The following is a 19482-nucleotide window of genomic DNA, read 5'->3' as shown; positions in this document are numbered from 1 at the left end:
CGCGCGTCTCAGGCTCGCCAATAGCCGCCGAGGCGTATAACCTCGGCGGCCTGACCAAGCCTAGGGTATGAGCATGCAGTTGCCCGAGCACGACCGTTTCGATCCGCCGCCGCTGCGCTTGCGGCGACCCTTCCTGACCACCCTGACCGCCGGCCTAGGGGTCTTTTCCGTCCTGATCGGCCTGGCCGCACTGCTGGTCGGCGCCGCCGCCTGGTTGCAGCTGCCACAACTGGCGCCTTATCTGACGACGGCGCGCGAGACTGCCCAGGGCTTCCTGGCTGGCGGTGCCCTGCTGTTGCTGTGCGGGCTCTGGCTGCGCCGCCGCAGCCAGCGGCGCTGGCGCTATCGCAATGCCCTGAGTCTGGCGCCCGAGCTCAAGCGGCGGCGCTGATCAAGACTGCCGCAGCCGCGCCAGGCCACCACCCAGCAGACCGGTGAGGCATCCCAGTACCAGGCCGCCGACATGGGCGCCATTGGCGATGGAGCCGAAGCCGAGCAGATCGAAGACGCCGGTCAGGCAGATCACCAGCCAGATCAGCATCATGGCTACCACGCCACGGGGCATGCGATAGGCCGGATTGGGCGCCAGCCACTGGAACAGCCAGCAATGGCCGAGCAGGCCATAGAGCACCCCGGACAGACCGCCGAACAGCGCCGGTCCGGTCCAGGCGTACTGCACCAGGTTGGAGCCGGCAGCGAAGGCCAGGGTCAGGAGCAGCAGCATCACACCGCCCTGGCGGAATTCGACGCGGCGACCCAGCTCCCAGTACCAGAGGGCGTTCATCGCCAGGTGCAGCAGGCCGAAGTGCAAGAAGATCGGGGTGACCAGCCGCCACCATTCGCCACGGGACAGGCTGACATCGAGATCGAGAAAGGCGATGTGCTCGGCGTCGATCAGGCGGAATTCCTGCAGCGTCAGGTAGTGGATCAACGCCAGGTTGTCGCCCAGTTCGGTGGCCAGGCCCAGCAGCAGGGTGACGGCGAGAAAGACGGCGCTGACCGGACTGGCCTTGAGTTGCGCCAGCAGGCCGAAACCCCGCGGGCTACGGGTAGCCTGGACCTCGCCCCGCGGATCGCCGTCGGGATAGCGTTCATAGAGGCTGCGGGTCTCCTCGACCCGCGCCGGGTCCAGCACCCAGAGCACCTGGCTGTCGCCCTCTTCCACCACCCGGTGGCGGATCTGCAGGCGCCGCAGCAGGCGGGTGAAGGCCAGCAGGTCGCGGCCCAGGGGCACGCGCAGCACGGGTTGCGGCTGGTTCATCGGCCCTCCTCGCGCTGGACATCGATCCAGACGAACTTGGCCGGGTCGATCTGGCGTTCGTCGTCGAGGCGGTAGGCCACCAGCTTGCCGTACTTGACCGCGCTGTAGTCCAGGCAGGCCAGGTTGGGTCGCAGGGGTTCGGGATGGCCGTCGCGCCAGTAGTGGCCGACGAACAGCAGCGGCTCGCTTTCGCCATAGCAGAGCAACCCGGCCTTCTCCTCATCGCTCAGGCGTTCGCAGGCGATTTCCGCCGGCAGGGCATCGGGTTGGAAGACCACGTCGCCATAGGTCTGGGGATCGCGCTCCCAGAACTTGGTGCGAAAGCGCGCCCGCACATAGCCATCGCTGCCGGTGAGGCGCAGGCCATGGGGCAAGGGCAGCGACACGCCATTGAGCAGTCGCGAGGCGACCCGGCTGGCCAGGCTGCCACCGACGATGGACTGGCGGACGAAGTCTTCGTCGATGCAGGCATCCGGATAATGGTGGAGGAATTCGTCGATCAACCGCTGATCCCAGCAGGCGTGCACGATGCGGAAGTGGCCGAAGTCCTTACACAGCGGCAAGGTGTACAGCCAGCGCAGGTGGTCCTGCCACTCCTGGTGGTGATCGGCGAAGGCCGCCAGGGTCTCCTGGATCAGCTGACGGTGGCGCGGCGTATGCTCGCGCACCCAGGTCTGGCCGGTACCAGGTAGCGCCGGGGTGTGCCAGGCCAGGGCGTTGAGTTCGTGATTGCCGAGGATGCAGTGGGCGTGACCGCCCTCGACCATGGCGCGCACCCGGCGCAGCGAACCGCGGATACGCGGCCCGCGGTCGACCAGGTCACCGAGGAAGATCGCCTGGCGCTCGGGGTGCTGCCAGACGCCGTCCACCTGTCGATAGTCGAGGCGCTCCAGCAGCAGGTCCAGGGTATGGGCGCAGCCGTGGAGGTCGCCGATCAGATCGTAGCCCAGGGGCATCAGTCGTCTCCCAGGCGACTGCCCCAGCCGAGCTTGGTCCGGCAGATCTCGTAGTAGTTGTGATCCAGCGGATGGATCAGCCTGAGCTTGTGGGGCTTCTTCTGAATGGTCACGGTATCGCCGGGTGCGCAGGTGAAATGATTCTGGCCATCACATGAGACCTGCGGATAGATCGTCATGTTCGGCGACACCAGGATCGACAGGGTGCTGTCGCCGGACACCACGATGGGGCGGCTGGACAGGGTATGGGGATACATGGGCACCACCACGATGGCATCCAGCTTGGGATGCATGATGGGGCCACCGGCCGACAGCGAGTAGGCGGTGGAGCCGGTGGGCGTGGCGACGATCAGGCCGTCGGCGCGCTGGCTGCAGACGAACTGGCCGTCGATGTACAGCTCGAACTCGATCATCCGGGTGGACTTGCCGGGGTGCAGCACCACGTCGTTGAGGGCATCGCCCTGGCCGATCATCTCGCCGCCGCGCTCGACGAAGGCATCGAGCAGAAAGCGCGTCTCCATCAGGTACTGGCCGTCGAGCACCTCGGCGACCTTGGTCTCCAGCTCGTCGGGACGGATGTCGGTGAGAAAGCCCAGCTTGCCGCGATTGATGCCCAGCACCGGCACCCGTGGCCGCACCAGAGCGCGGGCGGCGCCGAGCAGGCTGCCGTCGCCGCCGACCACGATCACCAGGTCGCAGATCTCGCCCATGAGCTTGCGCGACACCGTCTGCAGGCCGTGCCCGGGCAGCACCTCGGCAATGGTGTTTTCCAGGATGACGTTGCGCCCGCGTTGCAGCAGGAAGGTCTTGAGCCGGCGGATGGTGTCCAGCACCTGGGTGCTGCCGAGTCGACCGATGATGCCGATGTTACGAAAGGAGTCCATGACGCGCCGGCGGCCCCGTTGGCTGGAAAGTGCGGAAAGTATGGGCGAAAGCCCGTGGCAGCGGCAAACCGCCCTCATCCGACCACGGGTCGCCGCCGGCGATCCGCAGCGGCCCGGCTTGGCCTATGCTGGCACCATGACGCCCTTTGCCGAGCTGCACGCCCTGCCCCGCCGCCTGAGCCAGCCCCAGGTGCGCGACCTTGCCTGGACCCTGGTCGCCGCGCCGCTGCTGACTACCGCCGATACCCGCCACCCCCTGGCCGCCAGCGACTGGGCGAGCCACCCTGCAAGACTGGCCGACTGGCTGCGGCAACAGGACGCGGCACCCGCTGAATTGGCCGCGTGGCTTGCCCAGGGCAGCGACCGCCGCCTGGGCCGGCAGTACGAAAGACTCTGGCAGTTCGCCCTGGCCCGAGCACCGGGCGTACGGCTGCGCGCTGCCAACCTGCCCCTGCGCGAGGGCGAGCGCACCCTGGGTGAGCTGGACCTGCTGGTGGAGGACGCCGAGGGCGTCCATCACCTGGAACTGGCGGTGAAGTTCTACCTAGGCGAAGGACCAACGCAGGCACCACGCTGGTTGGGCCCCGGCGGCGAGGATCAGCTGGCGCGCAAGCTCGCCCATCTGCGCCAGCGCCAGCTGCCGCTGTCGGCCACGCCCCTGGCCCGGGCCACTCTAGCCGCGCTGAACATCGCCCCGCCGCAGGCGGCGCTATGGCTGGGCGGCTATCTGTTCCAGCCCCTCGACCGCCCCCTGCCCTGGCCGACCGGTGCCTTGCCGCCCCGGCAACCCCAGCTGTGGTGCGAGCGCGGGCAGCTACCGGACGGCCCCTGGGAGGTGCTGCCCAAGGGCCACTGGCTGGCACCCGCGGTCGCCGACACGCCCTGCCTGCCCTTGCCGGACGGCGAGCCGATCTGGCCGCAATTGCTGGTGCGTCGCGACGCCCAAGGCGACGAGGACGCCCGACTGTTTCTGGTGCCGTGCGGTTGGCCGATTCAGCCCGCGGCCAACGCCGTCAGCTGAGCCTCCAAGGCGCGGCGGCCCTGCAGGCCGCCGCTGTGAATCAGCACCAGGCGACTACCCGGTGGCAGTGCGCCGCCTTCGATCTCCTGGCGCAAGGCCAGCCAGAGCTTGCCGGTATAGAGCGGCTCCAGGGCGATCCCGGTCTGCGCCTCGAAGTCCGCCATGGCCCGGGCCAGCTCGGCATCGATGCGCCCGAAGCCACCGCGGCTGGCGTCCAGCAAGCGCCAATTCGGGTTGGTGTGCTGCGCGAGCAGCCGGTCCAGGTTGGCTTCGACGCCATGCCCGGGCGGCACCGCCAGCCCACCCACCACCTGCCAGGCGGGATCGGCGGCGCGGATCACGCCGGCCAGAGTGGTGCCAGTGCCGGCGGCCAGCCAGAGTTGCTGGCAATCGGGCCAGCCCAGGGCGGCGAGCCCCTCGCGCAACTCGGTAACGATCGCCATGCAGGACGCGGCGGCCGACTCGTCGCAGCCGCCTTCGGGAACCGGCAGCAGCCCGGGATAACGGGCCTGCCAGGGTTGCCAGAAATCGGCGTCATGGCGGCGGCGATAGCCGCCATAGCCCAGCCAGTGCAGGGTCATGCCATTGGCCTGCACGTCCTCGACGGTGGGCGTCAGGCAGGGCTCGCCACGCAGGAGGCCGACGGTGGCGAAGCCTTCCTCCCGGCCCAGGGCGGCCAGCGCGTGCAGATGATTGGAGTGGGCGCCGCCAAGGCTGATGAGCCCACGGCCCGCGCCCCGGGCCAGGCGTTCGCGCCAGGGCTGCAGCTTGTAGCCCTTGTTGCCGTTATGGGCGGCGGGACGCTGATCCAGGCGTAGCACCGCCAGGCGCAGGCCGCGTGCGGCCAGAGCGGCGAGCCGCACCTCCTGGAGTGCGGCGGGGGTGGGAAACGTCATCAGCCAGGGGCTCAGAGATTGGCGACGTCACCATCGCTGTCATCGCCGCGGTGCTCGGCGCACAGCGTCGAGTGCTGAGGATCGAACTGGGCCGGATGCTCCACTCGCACCACCGGTCGGCCGCAGCGTTCGCCGTCCACCTCGGCCAGGCACACCGGCTGCTGGTGATGCTCCAGCCAGCGCTGGTACTGATCGCGACTGACCTTGCAGTGCTCGGCGACATACCCTAGCGGATCGGCGCTGAAACGCGGGACATCCTGGCGACTGAGGATCAGATGACCGGCGCCAGGCTGGAAGGTGACGAACAGGATGCCCTGGCGCGCCAGGCGCTCCAACTGGCCTTCGTTGCTGTCGCCGATCAGCTGGGCGCAGCGCTCGCGCAGCTGGCGGATGTCTTCCTGCAACTGTCCGTCCAGCTCGTCGCGGTACTTGAGTTCCACCTCGCGGATGGTCAGCTGATTCTTCAGCTCACCCACCGCCGCGGCTACCCGGGCCTCGCTTTCGGCTTCGGACTGGATGCGCAGCGCCTCGATCTTGTAGAGGGCGTTGCGTTCCAGGGTGCGCATCTGTTCGTTGAGTTCTTCACGCTCCTGGCGGGCCAGGTCGTGCTGCTGCTCCAGGTGCTGGGCCAGGGCGGCATAGCGCACCTCCAGCTCGGCCTTGGCCGTACGCAATTCGTCGGCATCGCGCTGCAGGCGCGCCAGGTCTTCCTGATGCTGGCGGGTCAGGGTCAGCAGCCGGGTGCGCTGGCCGGCGATCAGCTTGTCCAGCGCCTCCTGGTGTTCCTGGGCGAGGATGCGGCGGACCCGTTCGAGACGGGCCTCGACGTCGATGCCATCGGCGGCGCTGGGATGGTATTCCCCGGCCAGCTCCACCTCGCCATCGCGCGGTGCGACCAGCCCCAGGCAATCGCGGATCGCCTGCCAGTCGTCGTGCTCGGCATCGCTGCGCGGATCCCAGAGATCGCCCTGGTGCCAGGAGATTGGACAATGGCTGCGACTGGCCAGGCGGATCGGCCCGGCGCCCAGGTCGGGACCGACCCCGCCGCGCTCGGCCAGCTCCACCAGCGGCAGGTCCCATTCCGGCAGCGGACTGCCCTGGGCATCGAAGGCCAGCAGGAAAAACACCGTGGCCTTGACCCGGCGATGGTCGTCCAGCAGCAGATAGACGAAGCGATGGCGCCGTCCGGCGCAGTCGAGCAGCGTCTGGTCGCCCTGCCAGAGCGCCTGAAAATCGGGAAACAGCAAGGCGCGATTCACACCCTGGTCGCCGAACCCCAGCACCACCGGGGTCAGTACCGCCTCTTCGTTCAACGTCTCTGCCATCTCTCGCCGCGTGCTCTGTCGATCCCACATGAATTCCGAGGCCGGCGTCTCGCCACCGGGCGACCGGACGTGCATCCGCGCCCGACCTCTGGCGGCGACGCCTGTATCTCGCGTCTCCGCCCGACTGCTCCGATGCGCCAGGCCCCCACCCGACGCATCAGGACGGCAGCTTAGCCAATCCTGGTCGGCGGGATGGAACAGAGGCCAGACATTGGGACGAGGGTCGGTCCGGATCGGATGTTATGCGGAGTGGATCACAGAAATCATCCCTGATTGCAACGAAGAGTTACAGCTTCACGGCCAGCCGGGTGGCTTGATCGATGGCGCGCTTGGCGTCGAGTTCGGCGGCGACATCCGCCCCGCCCACCCGATGCACCGCCACGCCGGCGTCGAGCAGCTCGTCTTCCAGCTCGCGCAGGGACTCCTGGCCCGCACAGAGCACCACGTTGTCCACGTCCAGCACCTGCTCGGCGCCATCGGGCAGGCGCAGGTGCAGGCCGGCGTCGTCGATGCGCAGGTATTCCACCCCACCGAGCGCCTTGACGCCACGCTGCTGCAGGCGCGCACGGTGGATCCAGCCGGTGGTCTTGCCGAGGCCCTTGCCGGGCTTGCCCGGCTTGCGCTGCAGCAGCCAGACCTCGCGCGGCACCGCCGGCGGCGCGGCCGGTGCCAGCCCGCCGCGGTTGCTGAAACTGGGGTCTATGCCCCACTCGCGATAGAAGGCGGTGATGGGCTCCGCCTCCTGGTGGCCATGGGTGAGGAAATCCGCGACATCGAAGCCGATGCCGCCAGCGCCGATCAGCGCCACCCGCCGCCCCACCGGCTGGCGCTCCAGCAGCACGTCCAGGTAGCCCAGCACCTTGGGATGGTCGACGCCGGGAATCGGCGGCACCCGCGGCGTCACCCCGGTGGCCAGGATCACCGCGGCGAAGCCCTCGGCCTGCAATTCGGCGGCGCTGACGCGATGGTTGAGGCGGACATCCACCGCCAGTCGCTCCAGGCGACGCTGGAAATACCTCAGGGTCTCGCCGAATTCTTCCTTGCCGGGAATGCGCCGGGCCACATTGAACTGGCCGCCGATGCGCTCGCTGGCCTCGAACAGCACCACCTGGTGACCGCGCTCGGCCAGGGTGCAGGCGGCGGCCAGGCCCGCCGGTCCGGCGCCGACCACGGCAAAGCGGCGTGATTCGGCAGCGGGCAGGATCTGCAACTCGGTCTCGTGGCAGGCGCGCGGATTCACCAGGCAGCTGGTCAGCTTGCCGGCGAAGGTGTGGTCCAGGCAGGCCTGGTTGCAGGCGATGCAGGTATTGATCTCGTCGGCGCGGCCGGCGGCGGCCTTGGCGACGAAATCCGCGTCGGCCAGCAACGGCCGGGCCATGGACACCAGGTCGGCCTGACCGGCGGCGAGGATGGCTTCCGCCACCTCGGGGGTGTTGATGCGGTTGGTGGCGATCAGCGGCACCCGCACCCGGCCCTTGAGCTGGGCGGTGACGGCGGCGAAGGCGCCGCGCGGCACCAGGGTGGCGATGGTGGGGATGCGCGCCTCGTGCCAGCCGATGCCGGTGTTGATCAGGCTGACCCCGGCGTCTTCCAGCCAGAGCGCCAGCTGCAGGCATTCCTCGGGGGTGCTGCCCTGCTCCACCAGATCCAGCAGCGAGAGCCGGAAGATGATCAGGAAGTCCGGGCCAGTCGCAGCGCGGATGCCTGCGACGATGGCCAGCGGCAAGCGGCAGCGCTGGGCGAAGTCGCCGCCCCAACGATCCGTGCGGTGGTTGGTCCGCGCGGCGATGAACTGGTTGATGAAGTAGCCCTCGGACCCCATCACCTCGACGCCGTCGTAGCCGGCCTGTTGCGCCAGCGTGGCGCAGCGGATGAAGGCGGCGATCTGCCCCTCCACCTCGGCCTCGTCCAGTTCGCGCGGGGTGAAGGGATTGATCGGTGCCTGCAGCGCCGAGGGCGCCACCAGCTGGGGGTTATAGGCATAGCGACCGGCGTGCAGGATCTGCAGGCAGATACGCCCGCCGGCGGCATGCACCGCCTCGGTCACCGGCCGGTGGTGCTCGGCTTCCTCGGGCGTGGTCAACTTGGCCGCGCCCTTGGCCACCGCGCCCTCTTCGTTTGGCGCGATGCCGCCAGTGACGATCAGGCCGACCCCACCCCGCGCCCGCTCGGCGAAGAAGGCAGCCATCCGCGCGAAACCGCCCGGCCGTTCTTCCAGCCCCGTATGCATGGACCCCATCACCACACGATTGCGCAAGGTGATCGACCCCATGGGCAGGGGTTCGAGCAGATGCGGATAGCTATTCATAGGGGTGGTATTACTGGGGGCAAACTCGATCATGGCGGTCTCCGATGGTTGGCCCTTCTGGGAAAGCCTGGCGCCACGATAGGAGCGGCGCGCCCCGGCCTCAATCACCAGAAATGACAACCTCTTTACCCAAATGCACAGCCACCCCTTGGCAGTGGCGGTCTGGTCTCCTACCCTGAGCACCTTTATCTCACCCGGCCACAGGGGCCGGGACCGCTCTGGAGTGCCGATGCGCAAGCTCGTGTTCCTGGTGCTGATCGCCTTGTTCGCCGTGCTGGCGGGCTGGGTGGCCCAGCGGCCAGCCTTCCATTATCTGTCGGACCTACGCAGCAGCCTGGCGGTGGACCTGACCACCACGCCAGCCGCGGCCACCACCGGCAATCTATTGGGGATCGAGCCCGAGCTGATCGCCCTGGACTACGGCAATCCCGAGCGGCTGCGCCTCAAGCTCGACGCCTCTCTGGCCAATGCCCGCCGGCTGGGGCTGATCGGCACCCAGACCATCGTGGTGCTGCCCGAACACCTGGGCACGCCCCTGGCGCTGATGGGCGAGAAGCCCGAGGTCTATGCCGCGGCCCGCAGCGAAGAAGCCATCCAATGGCTGCTGCTGGGCAATCCGCTGCGCGTGGCCCGCGCCTGGTTCCAGACCGAGGGCGACCGGCGCCTGGCCGACAGCCTGTTGCGCATGAAGGCCTGGGACATGGCCAGCGCCTATCAGCAGCTTTTCGCCGGACTCGCCCGCCAGTACGGCGTCACCCTGGTAGCCGGCTCCATCGTTCTGCCCGGTCCGACCCTGGTCGACGGCGAGTTGCGGGTGGGCAGCGGACCGCTGCGCAACGTCACCCTGGTCTTTGGTCCCGACGGCAAGCCCCTGGGCCAGCCGCTGGTGCGACCGCTGACGGCCCAGGTGCACGGCGATGATCTCAGCCCGCCGCTGCTGCGGCTGGAGACGCCGCTGGGTCGCCTGGGCGTCATCCAGGGGAGCGACACCGGTCGCGTCGGCGTGCTGGACGATCCCCAGGTGGACCTGCTGGCGATCCCTGCCCTCGCCTCGGGCACCACCCCCGCACCGGCGCCCTTCGATGTGCAGCGCCTGCGCGCCGCCGGCATTCGCGCCGCCTTGGAAGTGCAGCTGCGCGGCCGTCTCTGGGAATGGCAGGCCGCTGGCGGCAGCCAGGCCTTTACCCCGGATGCGGCAGCGGCCACCGATCCCGCCCGGGCCGGCAGCAAGCTGATCAATCTGCGGCTATGAGTGCGCCGGCGCTGCGCCTGGGCGACCTCTCCACCGGCTTCGTGCTGGCGCTAGCGGCAGCCGTCGCCCAGCGGGGTGCCGATGCCGCCGGCCTGCTGGCACGCTTCGGCCTGACCGCGGCGCGGCTGGCCGAACCTGGCGGACGGCTGTCGATCCCTCACTACATGCGCCTGGGCCATGCCGCCTTGGAATTGACCGGTGATCCGGCGCTGGGCCTGGCCATGGGCCAGGCGATGCGCCCGGCCTTGCTCGGCCTTGCCGGCATCACCGTGGGCCAGGCGCCGGACGTGCGGCATGCCGCCGAGACGCTGCTGACCCTGGAGCCGCTCTATGGCCGCAACTACCGGGGCCGATCGCGCTATGCGGCCCAGGGCCGCGACGCCTGGCTGCACTTCTATAGCATCAGCCCCTACAACGGCTACAACCGCTTCGTGGTGGACGTGGTGCTCAGCGCCTGGTTGGCACTGCTGGGCACGGTGGCCGGGCAGGCGCTGCAACCGCGTCGCGTGCTCATCGAATACCCCGCGCCGGCGGATCCGGCACCCTACGCGGCCGCTTTCGGTTGCCCGGTGGAATTCGGCGCCGCCGAGAATGCCCTGCTGCTCGATGCCGCCAGCCTCAGCCTACCCGGCCCCGAACACTGTCCGGCCACCTGGCGCCAGCTGCTGGCCCTGAGCGAAGCCGAGCACAGCCGCCTGACCCGGACCCGCGGCCTCACCGAGCGGGTGGTCGAGGTCATGGGGCCACTGCTGCGCCATGGCGAGCCGACCCTGGAGCAGATCGCCGGTCGACTGCGCCTGCCCCCCTGGACGCTGAGGCGCAAGCTGGCCGAGGAAGGTACCCAGTACCGCACCCTGCTCAACCTGACCCGTCGCGACCTGGCACTCGCCTATATCCGCGACACCGAGGCCAGTTTCGGCGAGATCGCCTACCTGCTCGGTTTCGCCTCTCCCGCGGCCTTCCAGCGCGCCTTCAAGCGCTGGACCGAACAGACGCCCGGCGACTGGCGACGGACCGCGCGCCTGGCCTGACCTGCGCGGTCCCCCGCCACGTGCGACCCAGGCGCTACCAGTCGCTGCCCTGCCCAAGCAGCTCCAGGGCGTGGTGGCGCAATTCCAGCAGCCGGGGATCATCGCGCCGTCGGGGATAGGAGCGATCGACGACGATTTCGGCCAGCACCCGAGCCGGTCGCGCCGAGAACACCAGTACCCGGTCGCACAGCAGCAGGGCCTCTTCGACGTCATGGGTGACCAGCAAGGCGCTGTAGCGCTGGCGCTGCCAGAGACGAATCAGCTCGCTCTGCATGGCGATGCGGGTCAGGGAATCCAGCTTGCCCAGAGGCTCGTCGAGCAGCAGCAGCCGTGGCTCGTTGACCAGTGCCCGCGCCAGAGCCGCACGCTGCGCCATGCCCCCGGACAGCTGTCGCGGATAGGCGTTGCGAAACTCCAGCAGCCCGACCCGGCGCAGGGCCTCGTCCACCCGTTCGCGCTGGGTGGCGAGCAGGCCACGCGCCTGCAGACCGAGGGCGACGTTGTCCCAGACGCGGCGCCAGGGATAAAGGGTGGGATCCTGGAACATCAGGACCCGGGAGTGATGCGGCCCCGGAATGGCGGCGCCATCGGCCAGCAGACTGCCACTCTGCACAGGCTCCAGGCCCGCCACCAGCCGCAGCAGGGTCGACTTGCCACAGCCCGAGGGGCCCAGCAACCCCAGGCTCTCGCCGGCCGCCAGTTGCAGATCCACTCGGTCCAGCACGGCCAGCGGGCCATCCGCCAACTCGAAGGCGTGGCTCAGACCGCGCACCGCAATGGCCATCCCCTTGGTTTCCGGGACTATCGAAATTGCTGCACTCACCATTTCATCGTCCCCTTCTGCCAGGCCAGCACCCGGTCGCGGATAGCGAACAGCAGGGTGATCAACCCCGAACAGAGCAGCGCCATCACCAGCAGTGCCGCATACATGTTGGCGTAGGCTGCCCAGCCCTGGGCCCATTGCAGATACCAGCCGAGACCGGCCTTGACCCCCATCATCTCGGCCACCACCAGCACCGAGAAGGAGGCTCCCAGTCCCATGAACAGCCCGACGAATACCTGTGGCAAGGCCGCCGGGATGGCGACCCGCAGGATCAGGAAGGCATTGCTCGCGCCCAGGGTCCGTGCCACCTCGTAATAGGCGCGATCGACACTGGCGACGCCGGACCAGGTCAGTACGGTGACCGGGAACCAGGTGGCCAGGGCGATAAGAAAGACGCTCGCGCTCCAACTGGTGGGAAAGAAGAAGAAGCAGATTGGCAATAGCGCGGTGGACGGGATGGGACCGAGCAGACGCAGCACCGGATGCACCCAGTAGCCGATGCGCTGGGACCAACCGATGGCGAGACCAGCGAGAAAACCGCAGAAGGCGCCGGCGGCGACCCCGTTGAGCAACAGCCACAAAGAGTGCGCCAGACTCAAGCCCAGCCGCGGCCAGTCGTCGACGAACACCTCGACCAGTGCCTGGGGCGGGGCGAAGAAGGGGACCGGCAGCAGCCGCAGCTTGGCGGTCGCCAGGGTCCAAAGCCCCAGTAGCAGGGGTAGCGCGATCAGCCAGGGCCCCGCACGCCGCAGCCTCGCCAGCAGCCGTTCGCTACGCCTGGGCAGCAGTGCCAGCAAGGCCAGGAGTCCGGCGACCACCGTGGCCGCTACGGCCAGTTCGCGGGTGAAAGGCCAGGGCCGCCCGTGCTCGGGATAGAACGGCAGGAACACCGCCAGGGCCAGCCAGGCCGCCGCGGCGAGCAGACCACCCCGCCAGGTGAGAGCGGTCGCCGGGACCGCGTGGATGCGCTCAAGCGAAGACGTCGGCATGGATGCTCTCCGCGAAGGCGAGGGGGTCGGTCCGCGGCCGCAGCACCTCGATCTGCTTGAGGTCGCGGGCGTAGACGGCAATCTCCCTGACGAAGGCCTCGCCCACCGAGTAGTGAGCGTGGGTGTGCTCCCGCAGGATGGCCAGCAACTCCTCCCGGGAGCTGTTCACCGTGAGTGGCAGGAAGCGCTCGGCCACCACCTCGGGATGCTGCGCCGCCCAGGCGTGGGCCTGCAGGATGGCATGGGAGATGGCCGCTGCCACCGGCTTGTCCTGGCGCGCCAGGGTGCCGCTGACCCCGATCACGCAGCAGCTGAGGTTGGCGTAATCCTCCACCAAGTTGTTGGACAGTTCGACGATGCCAGGCCGCTGCTTGACCCGGTACATCATGGGGTCCGAGCCGCTGGCCGCCTGGATCTCGCCCTTGTCCAGCGCCGGGCCGAGCAGGTCCACCGGATACACTCGCCAGGTGATGTCGCGGCTGGGGTCGACGCCATGGCGTTTGAGCATCAGGGCGAAGAAGTTCTTGTCCGCCGCGGCCATGTCGGTGACGCCGATGGTGGCCCCCTTGAGCGCCGCCAGGTCGCCGGGGCCGCCCTCCCGCGCCAGCAGTCGCAGGCAACCGCCGTGGGTGCCGCCAGTGAGCTGGACGTCGAAGCCCTGCTCCAGCGCCTTGAGCCAGCGCAACGCCATGCCCACTGCGGCGTCGGCCTTGCCGGTGGCCATGGATTCCAGCAGTACTTCAGTGGAGTTGCCGAAGTTGACGAACTCCACGTCCAGGTTGTGCTGTTTGAAGATGCCCTGGGTATCGGCGACGGTCACCGGTGCCAGGCAGACGGCATTGAGATTGACCGCCAGCCGCACCTTGCGCGGCTCCGGCAAGGCCCAGCGCGCGGTGTCCTGCAGGAAATCCACCGGACTGGCCGCAGGGGCCACCCCATGGCCGGCATGCCCTGCATGGACATCGCCCGCCTCGGCAGCGAAGCCCAGCCGGCCGACCAGCGCTGCAGCGGTAGCGGCACCCGCCATGCCGAGCAGGCGGCGGCGATTGAAGGTATGGATGGTCATGAAGCCTCCTGAACGTATCCGGGCAGGCTCCACAGCGTCGGGTGGCGTGCCGATGAAGATGTAAAGAACGGATGAACCGACTTGCGACGGCCGCGGCGAGCCGTCTCCCGTCATGCCCGAGAGGAGTGAATCCACGTGGGGCGCGCATTAGCGCTAAGGCCGGACCAGCGCGATCGAGCCGATTCCGAGTCAGGTACCAGGCGCCCGCTCGCTCCCCCTGCTGCGGACGCTGAGCCTGACCGGGAACCGACGTCAGATACGCCGCGGCCATCCAATAGCGCGACGGTAAAACACAGGCGGATCATTGGTAAAATTCAATTTATAACTAATCTAATATGCAAAAATTACATTTAAGACCGATTGAATGCAGGACAGGCCAGTTCTTGGCGTCGTCATTCGCCAGGGAGTCATCGCGCTGCCTGACGAGTCTATGAGGCCAGACTCGTCTTCCGGTACTGCTCAGGTCTTAACCATGTTCAAAGCCTTGCTCGCCCTGTTGCTGTTGTGCCTGGCATTGCCCCTGCGCGCCGCCGAACCCCCTGCCCAGGCAGCGGCCGGCCTCGACCCCCAGCAGGCGCGCCAGGTCGCCGCCCTGCTGCAGGATCCGCAACGCCGCCAGGAGCTGATCCTGACCTTGCAGGCCATCGCCAGCCAGCCGACGAGCACTACCGGGACGCAGGCGGCGCCGGCCGCTACGGCGCCCGCGGCCGCCACCGCGCCCAGTGCGGCCACCCCCCCGGCGGCAGGCGAAGAAAAGGCGCTGGTACCGCTGGAGGCCAATGGCCTGATCGCCCAGACCCTCAGTCGCGTCGGGCGCTGGGCGGACAACCTGGGCAGCGAGCTGAACCAGATACAGCGGGCCGTGCGTACCCTGCCGGACTGGTCGCGCGCCAGCTTCACCTCCGCAGCGGGTCGCCATGCCCTGTTGCAAGCCCTGCTGACCCTGGCCACCCTCTTTGCCGCCGGCCTGGTGGGCGAGTGGCTGATCCATCGGGCGCTCCGGCGCCCGCGGCAACGACTGCAGCGCCATGCCGATCTCGCCGACAGTCGCGCCCGGCGCCAAGCCCAGCAGACGGCGGCCCAGCAGCCTCCGCCTGAAGCCTCGGCGACCACGACCGAAGACACGGCTACCCGCCCCACGGAACCTGCTGTGGCGCTGGTCAAGACCCAGATCGATGGGGTGGATCGGCTCGAAGAGGTGCCCATCGCCCCGTCCGACAGCGCGGCGCCCGCGCCAGCCGCGCCGGCGACCGAGTCCGCCGCCACCGATCCCACACCCGCCAACCGCGCCCGACCCAGCGCCGAGGAGCACTGGACCACCCTGCGGCACCTGCCCTTCGCCCTGGGACTGCTGTTGCTGGAAGTGCTGCCACTGCTGGCCTTCTGGGCCACGGCGGCGCTGCTGATCCACTATCTGGTGGGGTCGGATGCCAATCAGCGCGAGCTGGTCGGTGGCTTCCTCGGGGCCTATCTCACCACCCGCCTGGCGCTGATCGTCATCCGCCTGCTGATCGATCCTGCCGCCCACGGCATCCGCCTGCTCAAGGTCAAGACGGCCCTCGCCTGCACCCTGTTGCGCTGGCTGCACGCCTTCGTTGCCCTGGTCACCTTCGGCCTGGCGCTGGCCCAGGCCGCGGACATCCTGGGGGCTAACGAAGAGGGCCGTGAAGCCATCGTCAAGCTGGTCTCGCTGCTGGCCCATCTGCTGGTGGTAGGGCTGATCTTCCACATGCGTCGACCGGTGGCCGCGCGGATCGCCGGGCGCCAGGACGGCAATGGTGCCCTGACCGTGCTGCGCGCCTGGCTGGGTCAGGTCTGGGCCGTATTCGCCGCCGTGTTCGTCATGGGTGGCTGGACCATGTGGGCGCTGGACATCGAGAACGGGCTGCCGCGGCTGATGAATTTCGTCGCCCTCTCCGCCGGTATCGTCATCCTCGGACGCCTGGCGGCGGTGTTCCTGCTCGGCTTGCTGGGTCGGCTGTTCCAGCCGGCCACCACCGAAGGCGCCAGCGGCACCGAGCTGCACCTGCAGCGCTACTATCCGCTGGCGCGCTGGCTGGTGGGGGTGATCGTCACCCTGATCACCGTCCTGGCGCTGTTCCAGTCCTGGGGCTGGAGCGTGCTGGACTGGTTCGGCACGGGCAGCATCGGGCGCAGCCTGCTGTCCGCCTTTCTCACCATCCTCATCGCCGCCGTCATCGCCGTAGTGGTCTGGGAAGGCGCCAACACCACGGTAAATCGTCGGCTGAGCAGCTGGAACGAACGCGGCGACACGGTGCGGGCCGCTCGCTTGCGCACCCTGTTGCCCATGCTGCGCACCGGGCTGTTCATCCTGGTCGCGCTGATCGTCGGCCTGACCGCCCTGAGCGAACTGGGCATCAACACCACGCCACTCCTGGCCAGCGCCAGCATCATCGGGGTGGCCCTCGGCTTCGGCTCGCAGAAGCTGGTGCAGGACTTCATCACCGGCATCTTCCTGCTGCTGGAAAACGCCATGCAGGTAGGCGACTGGGTCACCGTGGCCGGGGTCTCGGGCACCGTGGAATACCTGTCGATCCGCACCGTGCGCCTGCGCGCCGGCGATGGCTCGCTGCACATCGTGCCCTTCAGCTCGGTGTCGGCGGTCAACAACATCAACCGCGGGCTGGGCAATGCCGCCCTGCGCATCAGCGTGGGCTACGGCGAAGACATCGAGCGCGTCATCGCCGAACTCAAGGACATCGGCGCCGGCATGCGTGCCGACGAGGCCTTCAAGGACCTGATCCTCGCCGATCTGGAGATCTGGGGCGTAGATGCCGTCGACGGCGCCATGGTGACCATCGCCGGGCAGATGAGATGCCTAGACAAGGGCCGCTGGGGCGTGCAGCGCGAACTCAACCGACGTATCCTCGAACGCTTCCGCGAGCGCGGCATCGAGATCGCCAATCCGCGCGCCAGTCTGCTGCTGCCTAGCGAAGCCGGTATCGTGCCCTCCTCGCCCATCCAGCCACGGCCTGCGGAGTGAACCCCGTGCAGTATCGCCAAGACGCCTTCAACGGCCTGATCATCGATGCCGCCTCGCTGCCCGCCACCCGCGAGGCCTTCGCCCCGGCGCTGGCCGAGTTGCTCGACAGGGCTCGCCGCGAGGGTCGCAACCTGATCTGGCTGACCCTGCCCCTCGCCCTTGGCGAACTGGTCGGCGTGGCCACCGCCGCCGGTTTCGTCTTTCACAACTGCCTGGAAGAGGAACTGACCCTGGTCTGGCGCGGCACACCGACCGCCTTCGCGCCCTTCGTCCCGACCCACAGCCTGGGTGTCGGCGGCCTGGTGCTGAACAGCCATGGCGAACTCCTGGCGATCCGCGAACGCGGCAGCCAGGGCTACAAGCTGCCGGGCGGCCATGTCGAGCTGGGCGAGGACTTGGGTCCTGCGGTGATCCGCGAGGTCTGGGAGGAAACCGGTATCCGCAGCGCCTTGCGCGGCGTGGTCGGGCTGGTGACCACCCACCCCTATCGCTTCGGCAAGTCCAATCTCTATGTGGTCTGCCGCCTCGACCCCCTGAGTGCGGAGATCGCCATCCAGGATCCGGACGAGATCGAGGATGCCCGCTGGCTGGCGCTGCCCGACTACCTGGCGGACCCGGGCAACAGCGCCTTCAATCGCGAGCTGGTGCGCAGCCTGGCCCATGCCGAAGGGCTGGCGCCCAGCGCCTTGAACAGCGAGCGCTATCCTAAGGCCGAAGTCTTTCTCGCTCAGTCGTCGAAGGACTGATCCATGCTCTCGGCCGGATGGGCGTCGCGCGGACGGCCCACCGGGCGGGCGGGAATGCCCACCACCGTGGTGTGGGGCGCCACCGGGTGCAGGACCACGCTGTTGGCACCGATCTTGGCGCCCTCGCCGATCTCCAGATTGCCGAGGATCTTGACCCCGGCGCCGATCATCACCCCGCGACGCACCTTGGGATGGCGATCGCCCTGCTCCTTGCCGGTACCGCCCAGGGTCACCTGTTGCAGGATGGAGACGTCGTCTTCCACCACCGCGGTCTCGCCGATGACGATGCCGGTGCCGTGGTCGAGCATGATGCCGCGCCCCAGCCGCGCGGCCGGATGGATGTCGATGGCCAGCAGGCGATTGCAGCGCGCCTGCAGGTGCAGGGCCAGCAGGCGCTCGCCGTTGCGCCAGAGCGCATGGCTCAGGCGCTGGGTCTGCAGCGCCAGGAAGCCCTTGGAGAACAGAAAGATCTCCAGCAGGCTGGCATAGGCCGGATCCCGCGCCAGCACGGCTTCCAGGTCCGCGCAGGCGGCCGCGGTCAATTCCGGCCACTCGGCGTGCAGCGCGGCGAAGCGCTCGGCGAGTGCCTCGGCCTGTCGCGGATCTTCCGCCAGGGCCTCGGCGCAGCGCCGCACCAGGACGGCGGCCAGATCCACCGGCTGCAGCAGCGCTCGCGTCAGGCCCTCGGCCAGGGCTGGGGCGTCGCGGCACCCTGCTTCGGCCTGGGCGCGCAGGAGTTGCCAGAGTTCGGTAGCGGAGTGAGGCGGCATGGCAGGAAAGGGTCCTTAACGGGGGGCGCCAAGCTTAGCGGGCGCGACCGCCAACGTCTTGTACATCAGGGTGGTGTTGTCTCGGCGTTCGGGCTGGCGAGCATCCAGGGCATAGCCGGGAATCCGGCCGACCACCTGATAGCCCAGGGACAGATAGAGCGGCTCGGCATGGTCGTCGCTACGGGTGTCCAGGGTCAGCAAGTCCCGCCCCTGTGCCTGGGCGGCCGCCTCCACCGCCTGCATCAGCCGGCGCGCCAGCCCCTGGCGACGGCAGTCGGGATGCACCAGCAACTTGACCACCTCGGCGCGGTGCGGCTGATTGGCCGGGGTATCCAGCACCAGTTGCACGCTGCCGACCACCCGGTCGCCCTGCAGCGCGGCGAACAGCAGCCGGGTACCCTGGGCCAGGCCCGGGGCCACGGCCTCGGTCCAGAAGCGCCGATTCACGGCGTCACCCAGCGGCAGGATGAAGCCGATGCTGGCGCCCTGCTCGACACAGGCGGCCAGTAGTTGCTGGAATTCATTCAGATGCCTCGTGAAAGCGGCGGCATCGAGCTGTTCGATACGCAGGGAAGCACTCATGGACACACCTCAGATCATGAACAGGAGATAACGGGCGCCCGCCGGGCCGCTCAGGAAGCGACTGCTACCCCAGAGGCGATAGCGCAGGCAGTCGCCGACGCCCAGCCGATAGGGCTGCTCTTCGATCCACAGCTGCAACTCGCCTTCGAGCAACAGCAGATGGTGTTCGAGCCCGGGACGGGGCGCTGCCTGATAGCGGATATCCACCCCTGGCCCCAGCTGGCTCTCGATGACCTCGCCCGCCAGCGCCTGGGCCGGCGGCGAAACCGAACGACGGGTGAAGGCCTGCTCGGGATCGGCCCAGATCTGCTGCGCCTGGCGCTCGACCTGGGCCGGATAGGCGCTTTCCACGCTATGCAGCAGGCGCGTCAGGGTCAGGCCGTAGGCCGAACAGAGCTGCCCGAGAACCGCCGTGGTCGGGCTGACCTCGGCGTTTTCCAGCCGCGACAGCGTGGCGCGACTGACCCCACTGAGGGCCGCCAGTTGGTCCAGCGACAGCCCGCGCTCCAGGCGCAGGGCCCTGAGCCTGGATGCCAAACGTTCATCGAGCATGGCCACCTCCCATATT

At 68.7% G+C, this 19482-nt stretch carries 18 protein-coding genes; 6 read left to right on the top strand and 12 right to left on the bottom strand.

Features of this window, described 5'->3' with window-relative positions:
• The first annotated feature begins 67 nt into the window (after positions 1-67).
• Complete coding sequence (locus tag C722_RS0120240) at positions 68-391, top strand: hypothetical protein (RefSeq protein ID WP_017642266.1); 324 nt, start codon at positions 68-70, stop codon at positions 389-391.
• On the opposite strand, the gene C722_RS0120235 is transcribed toward C722_RS0120240, so the two are convergent.
• Genes C722_RS0120235 through C722_RS0120225 form a run of 3 tightly spaced genes read right to left on the bottom strand, consistent with a single transcriptional unit; the run spans position 392 to position 3101 of the window.
• Positions 392-1261, bottom strand: coding sequence for a rhomboid family intramembrane serine protease (locus tag C722_RS0120235; protein ID WP_017642265.1), 870 nt, complete (start codon positions 1259-1261; stop codon positions 392-394).
• Positions 1258-2217 (bottom strand): metallophosphoesterase, encoded by a 960-nt coding sequence (locus C722_RS0120230; protein WP_017642264.1) that lies wholly within the window; start codon positions 2215-2217, stop codon positions 1258-1260. Before C722_RS0120230 ends, C722_RS0120235 begins: the two co-directional genes overlap by 4 nt.
• Positions 2217-3101, bottom strand: a complete 885-nt coding sequence (locus C722_RS0120225; protein ID WP_007158929.1) for an NAD(+) kinase — start codon at positions 3099-3101, stop codon at positions 2217-2219. The genes C722_RS0120230 and C722_RS0120225 overlap by 1 nt, the downstream gene beginning before the upstream one ends.
• A 40-nt stretch (positions 3102-3141) precedes the next feature.
• Here C722_RS0120225 and C722_RS0120220 point away from each other — a divergent pair, with 40 nt between their 5' ends.
• Positions 3142-4122, top strand: coding sequence for a DUF1853 family protein (locus C722_RS0120220; RefSeq protein WP_017642263.1), 981 nt, complete (start codon positions 3142-3144; stop codon positions 4120-4122).
• On the opposite strand, the gene C722_RS0120215 is transcribed toward C722_RS0120220, so the two are convergent.
• The 3 genes from C722_RS0120215 to C722_RS0120205 all read right to left on the bottom strand — a co-directional run bounded on the left by C722_RS0120215 (position 4095) and on the right by C722_RS0120205 (position 8651).
• Positions 4095-5018, bottom strand: a complete 924-nt coding sequence (locus C722_RS0120215; RefSeq protein WP_017642262.1) for a 1-aminocyclopropane-1-carboxylate deaminase/D-cysteine desulfhydrase — start codon at positions 5016-5018, stop codon at positions 4095-4097. The two genes, C722_RS0120220 and C722_RS0120215, sit on opposite strands and share 28 nt — an antisense overlap.
• An 11-nt stretch (positions 5019-5029) precedes the next feature.
• Positions 5030-6343, bottom strand: coding sequence for a chromosome partitioning protein ParA (locus C722_RS0120210; protein WP_177323674.1), 1314 nt, complete (start codon positions 6341-6343; stop codon positions 5030-5032).
• Between the two features lie 286 nt (positions 6344-6629).
• Entirely contained in the window at positions 6630-8651 is a 2022-nt protein-coding gene (locus C722_RS0120205; protein WP_017642260.1) for an NADPH-dependent 2,4-dienoyl-CoA reductase, read from the bottom strand.
• Between the two features lie 229 nt (positions 8652-8880).
• On the opposite strand from C722_RS0120205, the gene C722_RS0120200 reads away from it, so the two are divergent.
• Together C722_RS0120200 and C722_RS0120195 are read left to right on the top strand one after the other, a co-directional pair.
• Positions 8881-9903 (top strand): hypothetical protein, encoded by a 1023-nt coding sequence (locus C722_RS0120200; RefSeq protein WP_017642259.1) that lies wholly within the window; start codon positions 8881-8883, stop codon positions 9901-9903.
• Positions 9900-10934: an AraC family transcriptional regulator gene (locus tag C722_RS0120195; protein WP_017642258.1), complete on the top strand. Its 1035-nt coding sequence runs from the start codon at positions 9900-9902 to the stop codon at positions 10932-10934. The genes C722_RS0120200 and C722_RS0120195 overlap by 4 nt, the downstream gene beginning before the upstream one ends.
• 34 nt (positions 10935-10968) lie before the next feature.
• Here C722_RS0120195 and C722_RS0120190 read toward each other — a convergent pair whose 3' ends face one another.
• The 3 genes from C722_RS0120190 to C722_RS0120180 are packed head-to-tail and all read right to left on the bottom strand — an operon-like array spanning position 10969 to position 13812.
• Positions 10969-11718: an ATP-binding cassette domain-containing protein gene (locus C722_RS0120190; RefSeq protein WP_017642257.1), complete on the bottom strand. Its 750-nt coding sequence runs from the start codon at positions 11716-11718 to the stop codon at positions 10969-10971.
• A 35-nt stretch (positions 11719-11753) separates the two neighbouring features.
• Entirely contained in the window at positions 11754-12746 is a 993-nt protein-coding gene (locus tag C722_RS0120185; protein WP_017642256.1) for an ABC transporter permease, read from the bottom strand.
• On the bottom strand, positions 12727-13812 hold the full coding sequence (locus tag C722_RS0120180) for an ABC transporter substrate-binding protein (RefSeq protein ID WP_017642255.1): 1086 nt from the start codon (positions 13810-13812) through the stop codon (positions 12727-12729). The genes C722_RS0120185 and C722_RS0120180 overlap by 20 nt, the downstream gene beginning before the upstream one ends.
• 472 nt (positions 13813-14284) lie before the next feature.
• Here C722_RS0120180 and C722_RS0120175 point away from each other — a divergent pair, with 472 nt between their 5' ends.
• Both C722_RS0120175 and C722_RS0120170 read left to right on the top strand, forming a co-directional pair.
• Positions 14285-16816, top strand: a complete 2532-nt coding sequence (locus C722_RS0120175; RefSeq protein ID WP_017642254.1) for a mechanosensitive ion channel domain-containing protein — start codon at positions 14285-14287, stop codon at positions 16814-16816.
• Positions 16817-16821: 5 nt separating this feature from the next.
• Positions 16822-17562, top strand: coding sequence for an NUDIX domain-containing protein (locus C722_RS0120170; RefSeq protein ID WP_017642253.1), 741 nt, complete (start codon positions 16822-16824; stop codon positions 17560-17562).
• Here C722_RS0120170 and cysE read toward each other — a convergent pair.
• From cysE to C722_RS0120155, 3 genes are read right to left on the bottom strand one after another with little or no spacing between them, the layout of a single operon-like run.
• The gene (cysE, locus tag C722_RS0120165) at positions 17544-18332 is read right to left on the bottom strand and encodes a serine O-acetyltransferase (RefSeq protein WP_017642252.1); all 789 of its coding nucleotides are present in this window, start codon (positions 18330-18332) and stop codon (positions 17544-17546) included. The two genes, C722_RS0120170 and cysE, sit on opposite strands and share 19 nt — an antisense overlap.
• Positions 18333-18347: 15 nt before the next feature.
• Positions 18348-18914: a GNAT family N-acetyltransferase gene (locus tag C722_RS0120160; RefSeq protein WP_017642251.1), complete on the bottom strand. Its 567-nt coding sequence runs from the start codon at positions 18912-18914 to the stop codon at positions 18348-18350.
• Between the two features lie 9 nt (positions 18915-18923).
• Positions 18924-19466 (bottom strand): helix-turn-helix domain-containing protein, encoded by a 543-nt coding sequence (locus C722_RS0120155; RefSeq protein WP_017642250.1) that lies wholly within the window; start codon positions 19464-19466, stop codon positions 18924-18926.
• Positions 19467-19482: the final 16 nt, after the last annotated feature.

Origin of the sequence: Pseudomonas sp. 313 (assembly GCF_000316965.1) — a bacterium.
Classification (GTDB): Bacteria; Pseudomonadota; Gammaproteobacteria; order Pseudomonadales; family Pseudomonadaceae; genus Chryseomonas; species Chryseomonas benzopyrenica.
The sequence above is the reverse complement of the archived record's forward strand: the minus strand, read 5'-3'. Positions and strand labels throughout refer to the sequence as shown.

Coding starts and splice junctions, on each gene's coding strand:
- C722_RS0120155 (WP_017642250.1), bottom strand. CDS start 19,466: ATGCTCGATGAACGTTTGGCATCCAGGCTCAGGGCCCTGCGCCTGGAG.
- C722_RS0120190 (WP_017642257.1), bottom strand. CDS start 11,718: ATGGCCATTGCGGTGCGCGGTCTGAGCCACGCCTTCGAGTTGGCGGAT.
- C722_RS0120230 (WP_017642264.1), bottom strand. CDS start 2,217: ATGCCCCTGGGCTACGATCTGATCGGCGACCTCCACGGCTGCGCCCAT.
- C722_RS0120225 (WP_007158929.1), bottom strand. CDS start 3,101: ATGGACTCCTTTCGTAACATCGGCATCATCGGTCGACTCGGCAGCACC.
- C722_RS0120185 (WP_017642256.1), bottom strand. CDS start 12,746: ATGCCGACGTCTTCGCTTGAGCGCATCCACGCGGTCCCGGCGACCGCT.
- C722_RS0120215 (WP_017642262.1), bottom strand. CDS start 5,018: ATGACGTTTCCCACCCCCGCCGCACTCCAGGAGGTGCGGCTCGCCGCT.
- C722_RS0120200 (WP_017642259.1), top strand. CDS start 8,881: ATGCGCAAGCTCGTGTTCCTGGTGCTGATCGCCTTGTTCGCCGTGCTG.
- cysE (WP_017642252.1), bottom strand. CDS start 18,332: ATGCCGCCTCACTCCGCTACCGAACTCTGGCAACTCCTGCGCGCCCAG.
- C722_RS0120240 (WP_017642266.1), top strand. CDS start 68: ATGAGCATGCAGTTGCCCGAGCACGACCGTTTCGATCCGCCGCCGCTG.
- C722_RS0120175 (WP_017642254.1), top strand. CDS start 14,285: ATGTTCAAAGCCTTGCTCGCCCTGTTGCTGTTGTGCCTGGCATTGCCC.
- C722_RS0120220 (WP_017642263.1), top strand. CDS start 3,142: ATGGGCGAAAGCCCGTGGCAGCGGCAAACCGCCCTCATCCGACCACGG.
- C722_RS0120205 (WP_017642260.1), bottom strand. CDS start 8,651: ATGAATAGCTATCCGCATCTGCTCGAACCCCTGCCCATGGGGTCGATC.
- C722_RS0120160 (WP_017642251.1), bottom strand. CDS start 18,914: ATGAGTGCTTCCCTGCGTATCGAACAGCTCGATGCCGCCGCTTTCACG.
- C722_RS0120210 (WP_177323674.1), bottom strand. CDS start 6,343: ATGGCAGAGACGTTGAACGAAGAGGCGGTACTGACCCCGGTGGTGCTG.
- C722_RS0120195 (WP_017642258.1), top strand. CDS start 9,900: ATGAGTGCGCCGGCGCTGCGCCTGGGCGACCTCTCCACCGGCTTCGTG.
- C722_RS0120235 (WP_017642265.1), bottom strand. CDS start 1,261: ATGAACCAGCCGCAACCCGTGCTGCGCGTGCCCCTGGGCCGCGACCTG.
- C722_RS0120180 (WP_017642255.1), bottom strand. CDS start 13,812: ATGACCATCCATACCTTCAATCGCCGCCGCCTGCTCGGCATGGCGGGT.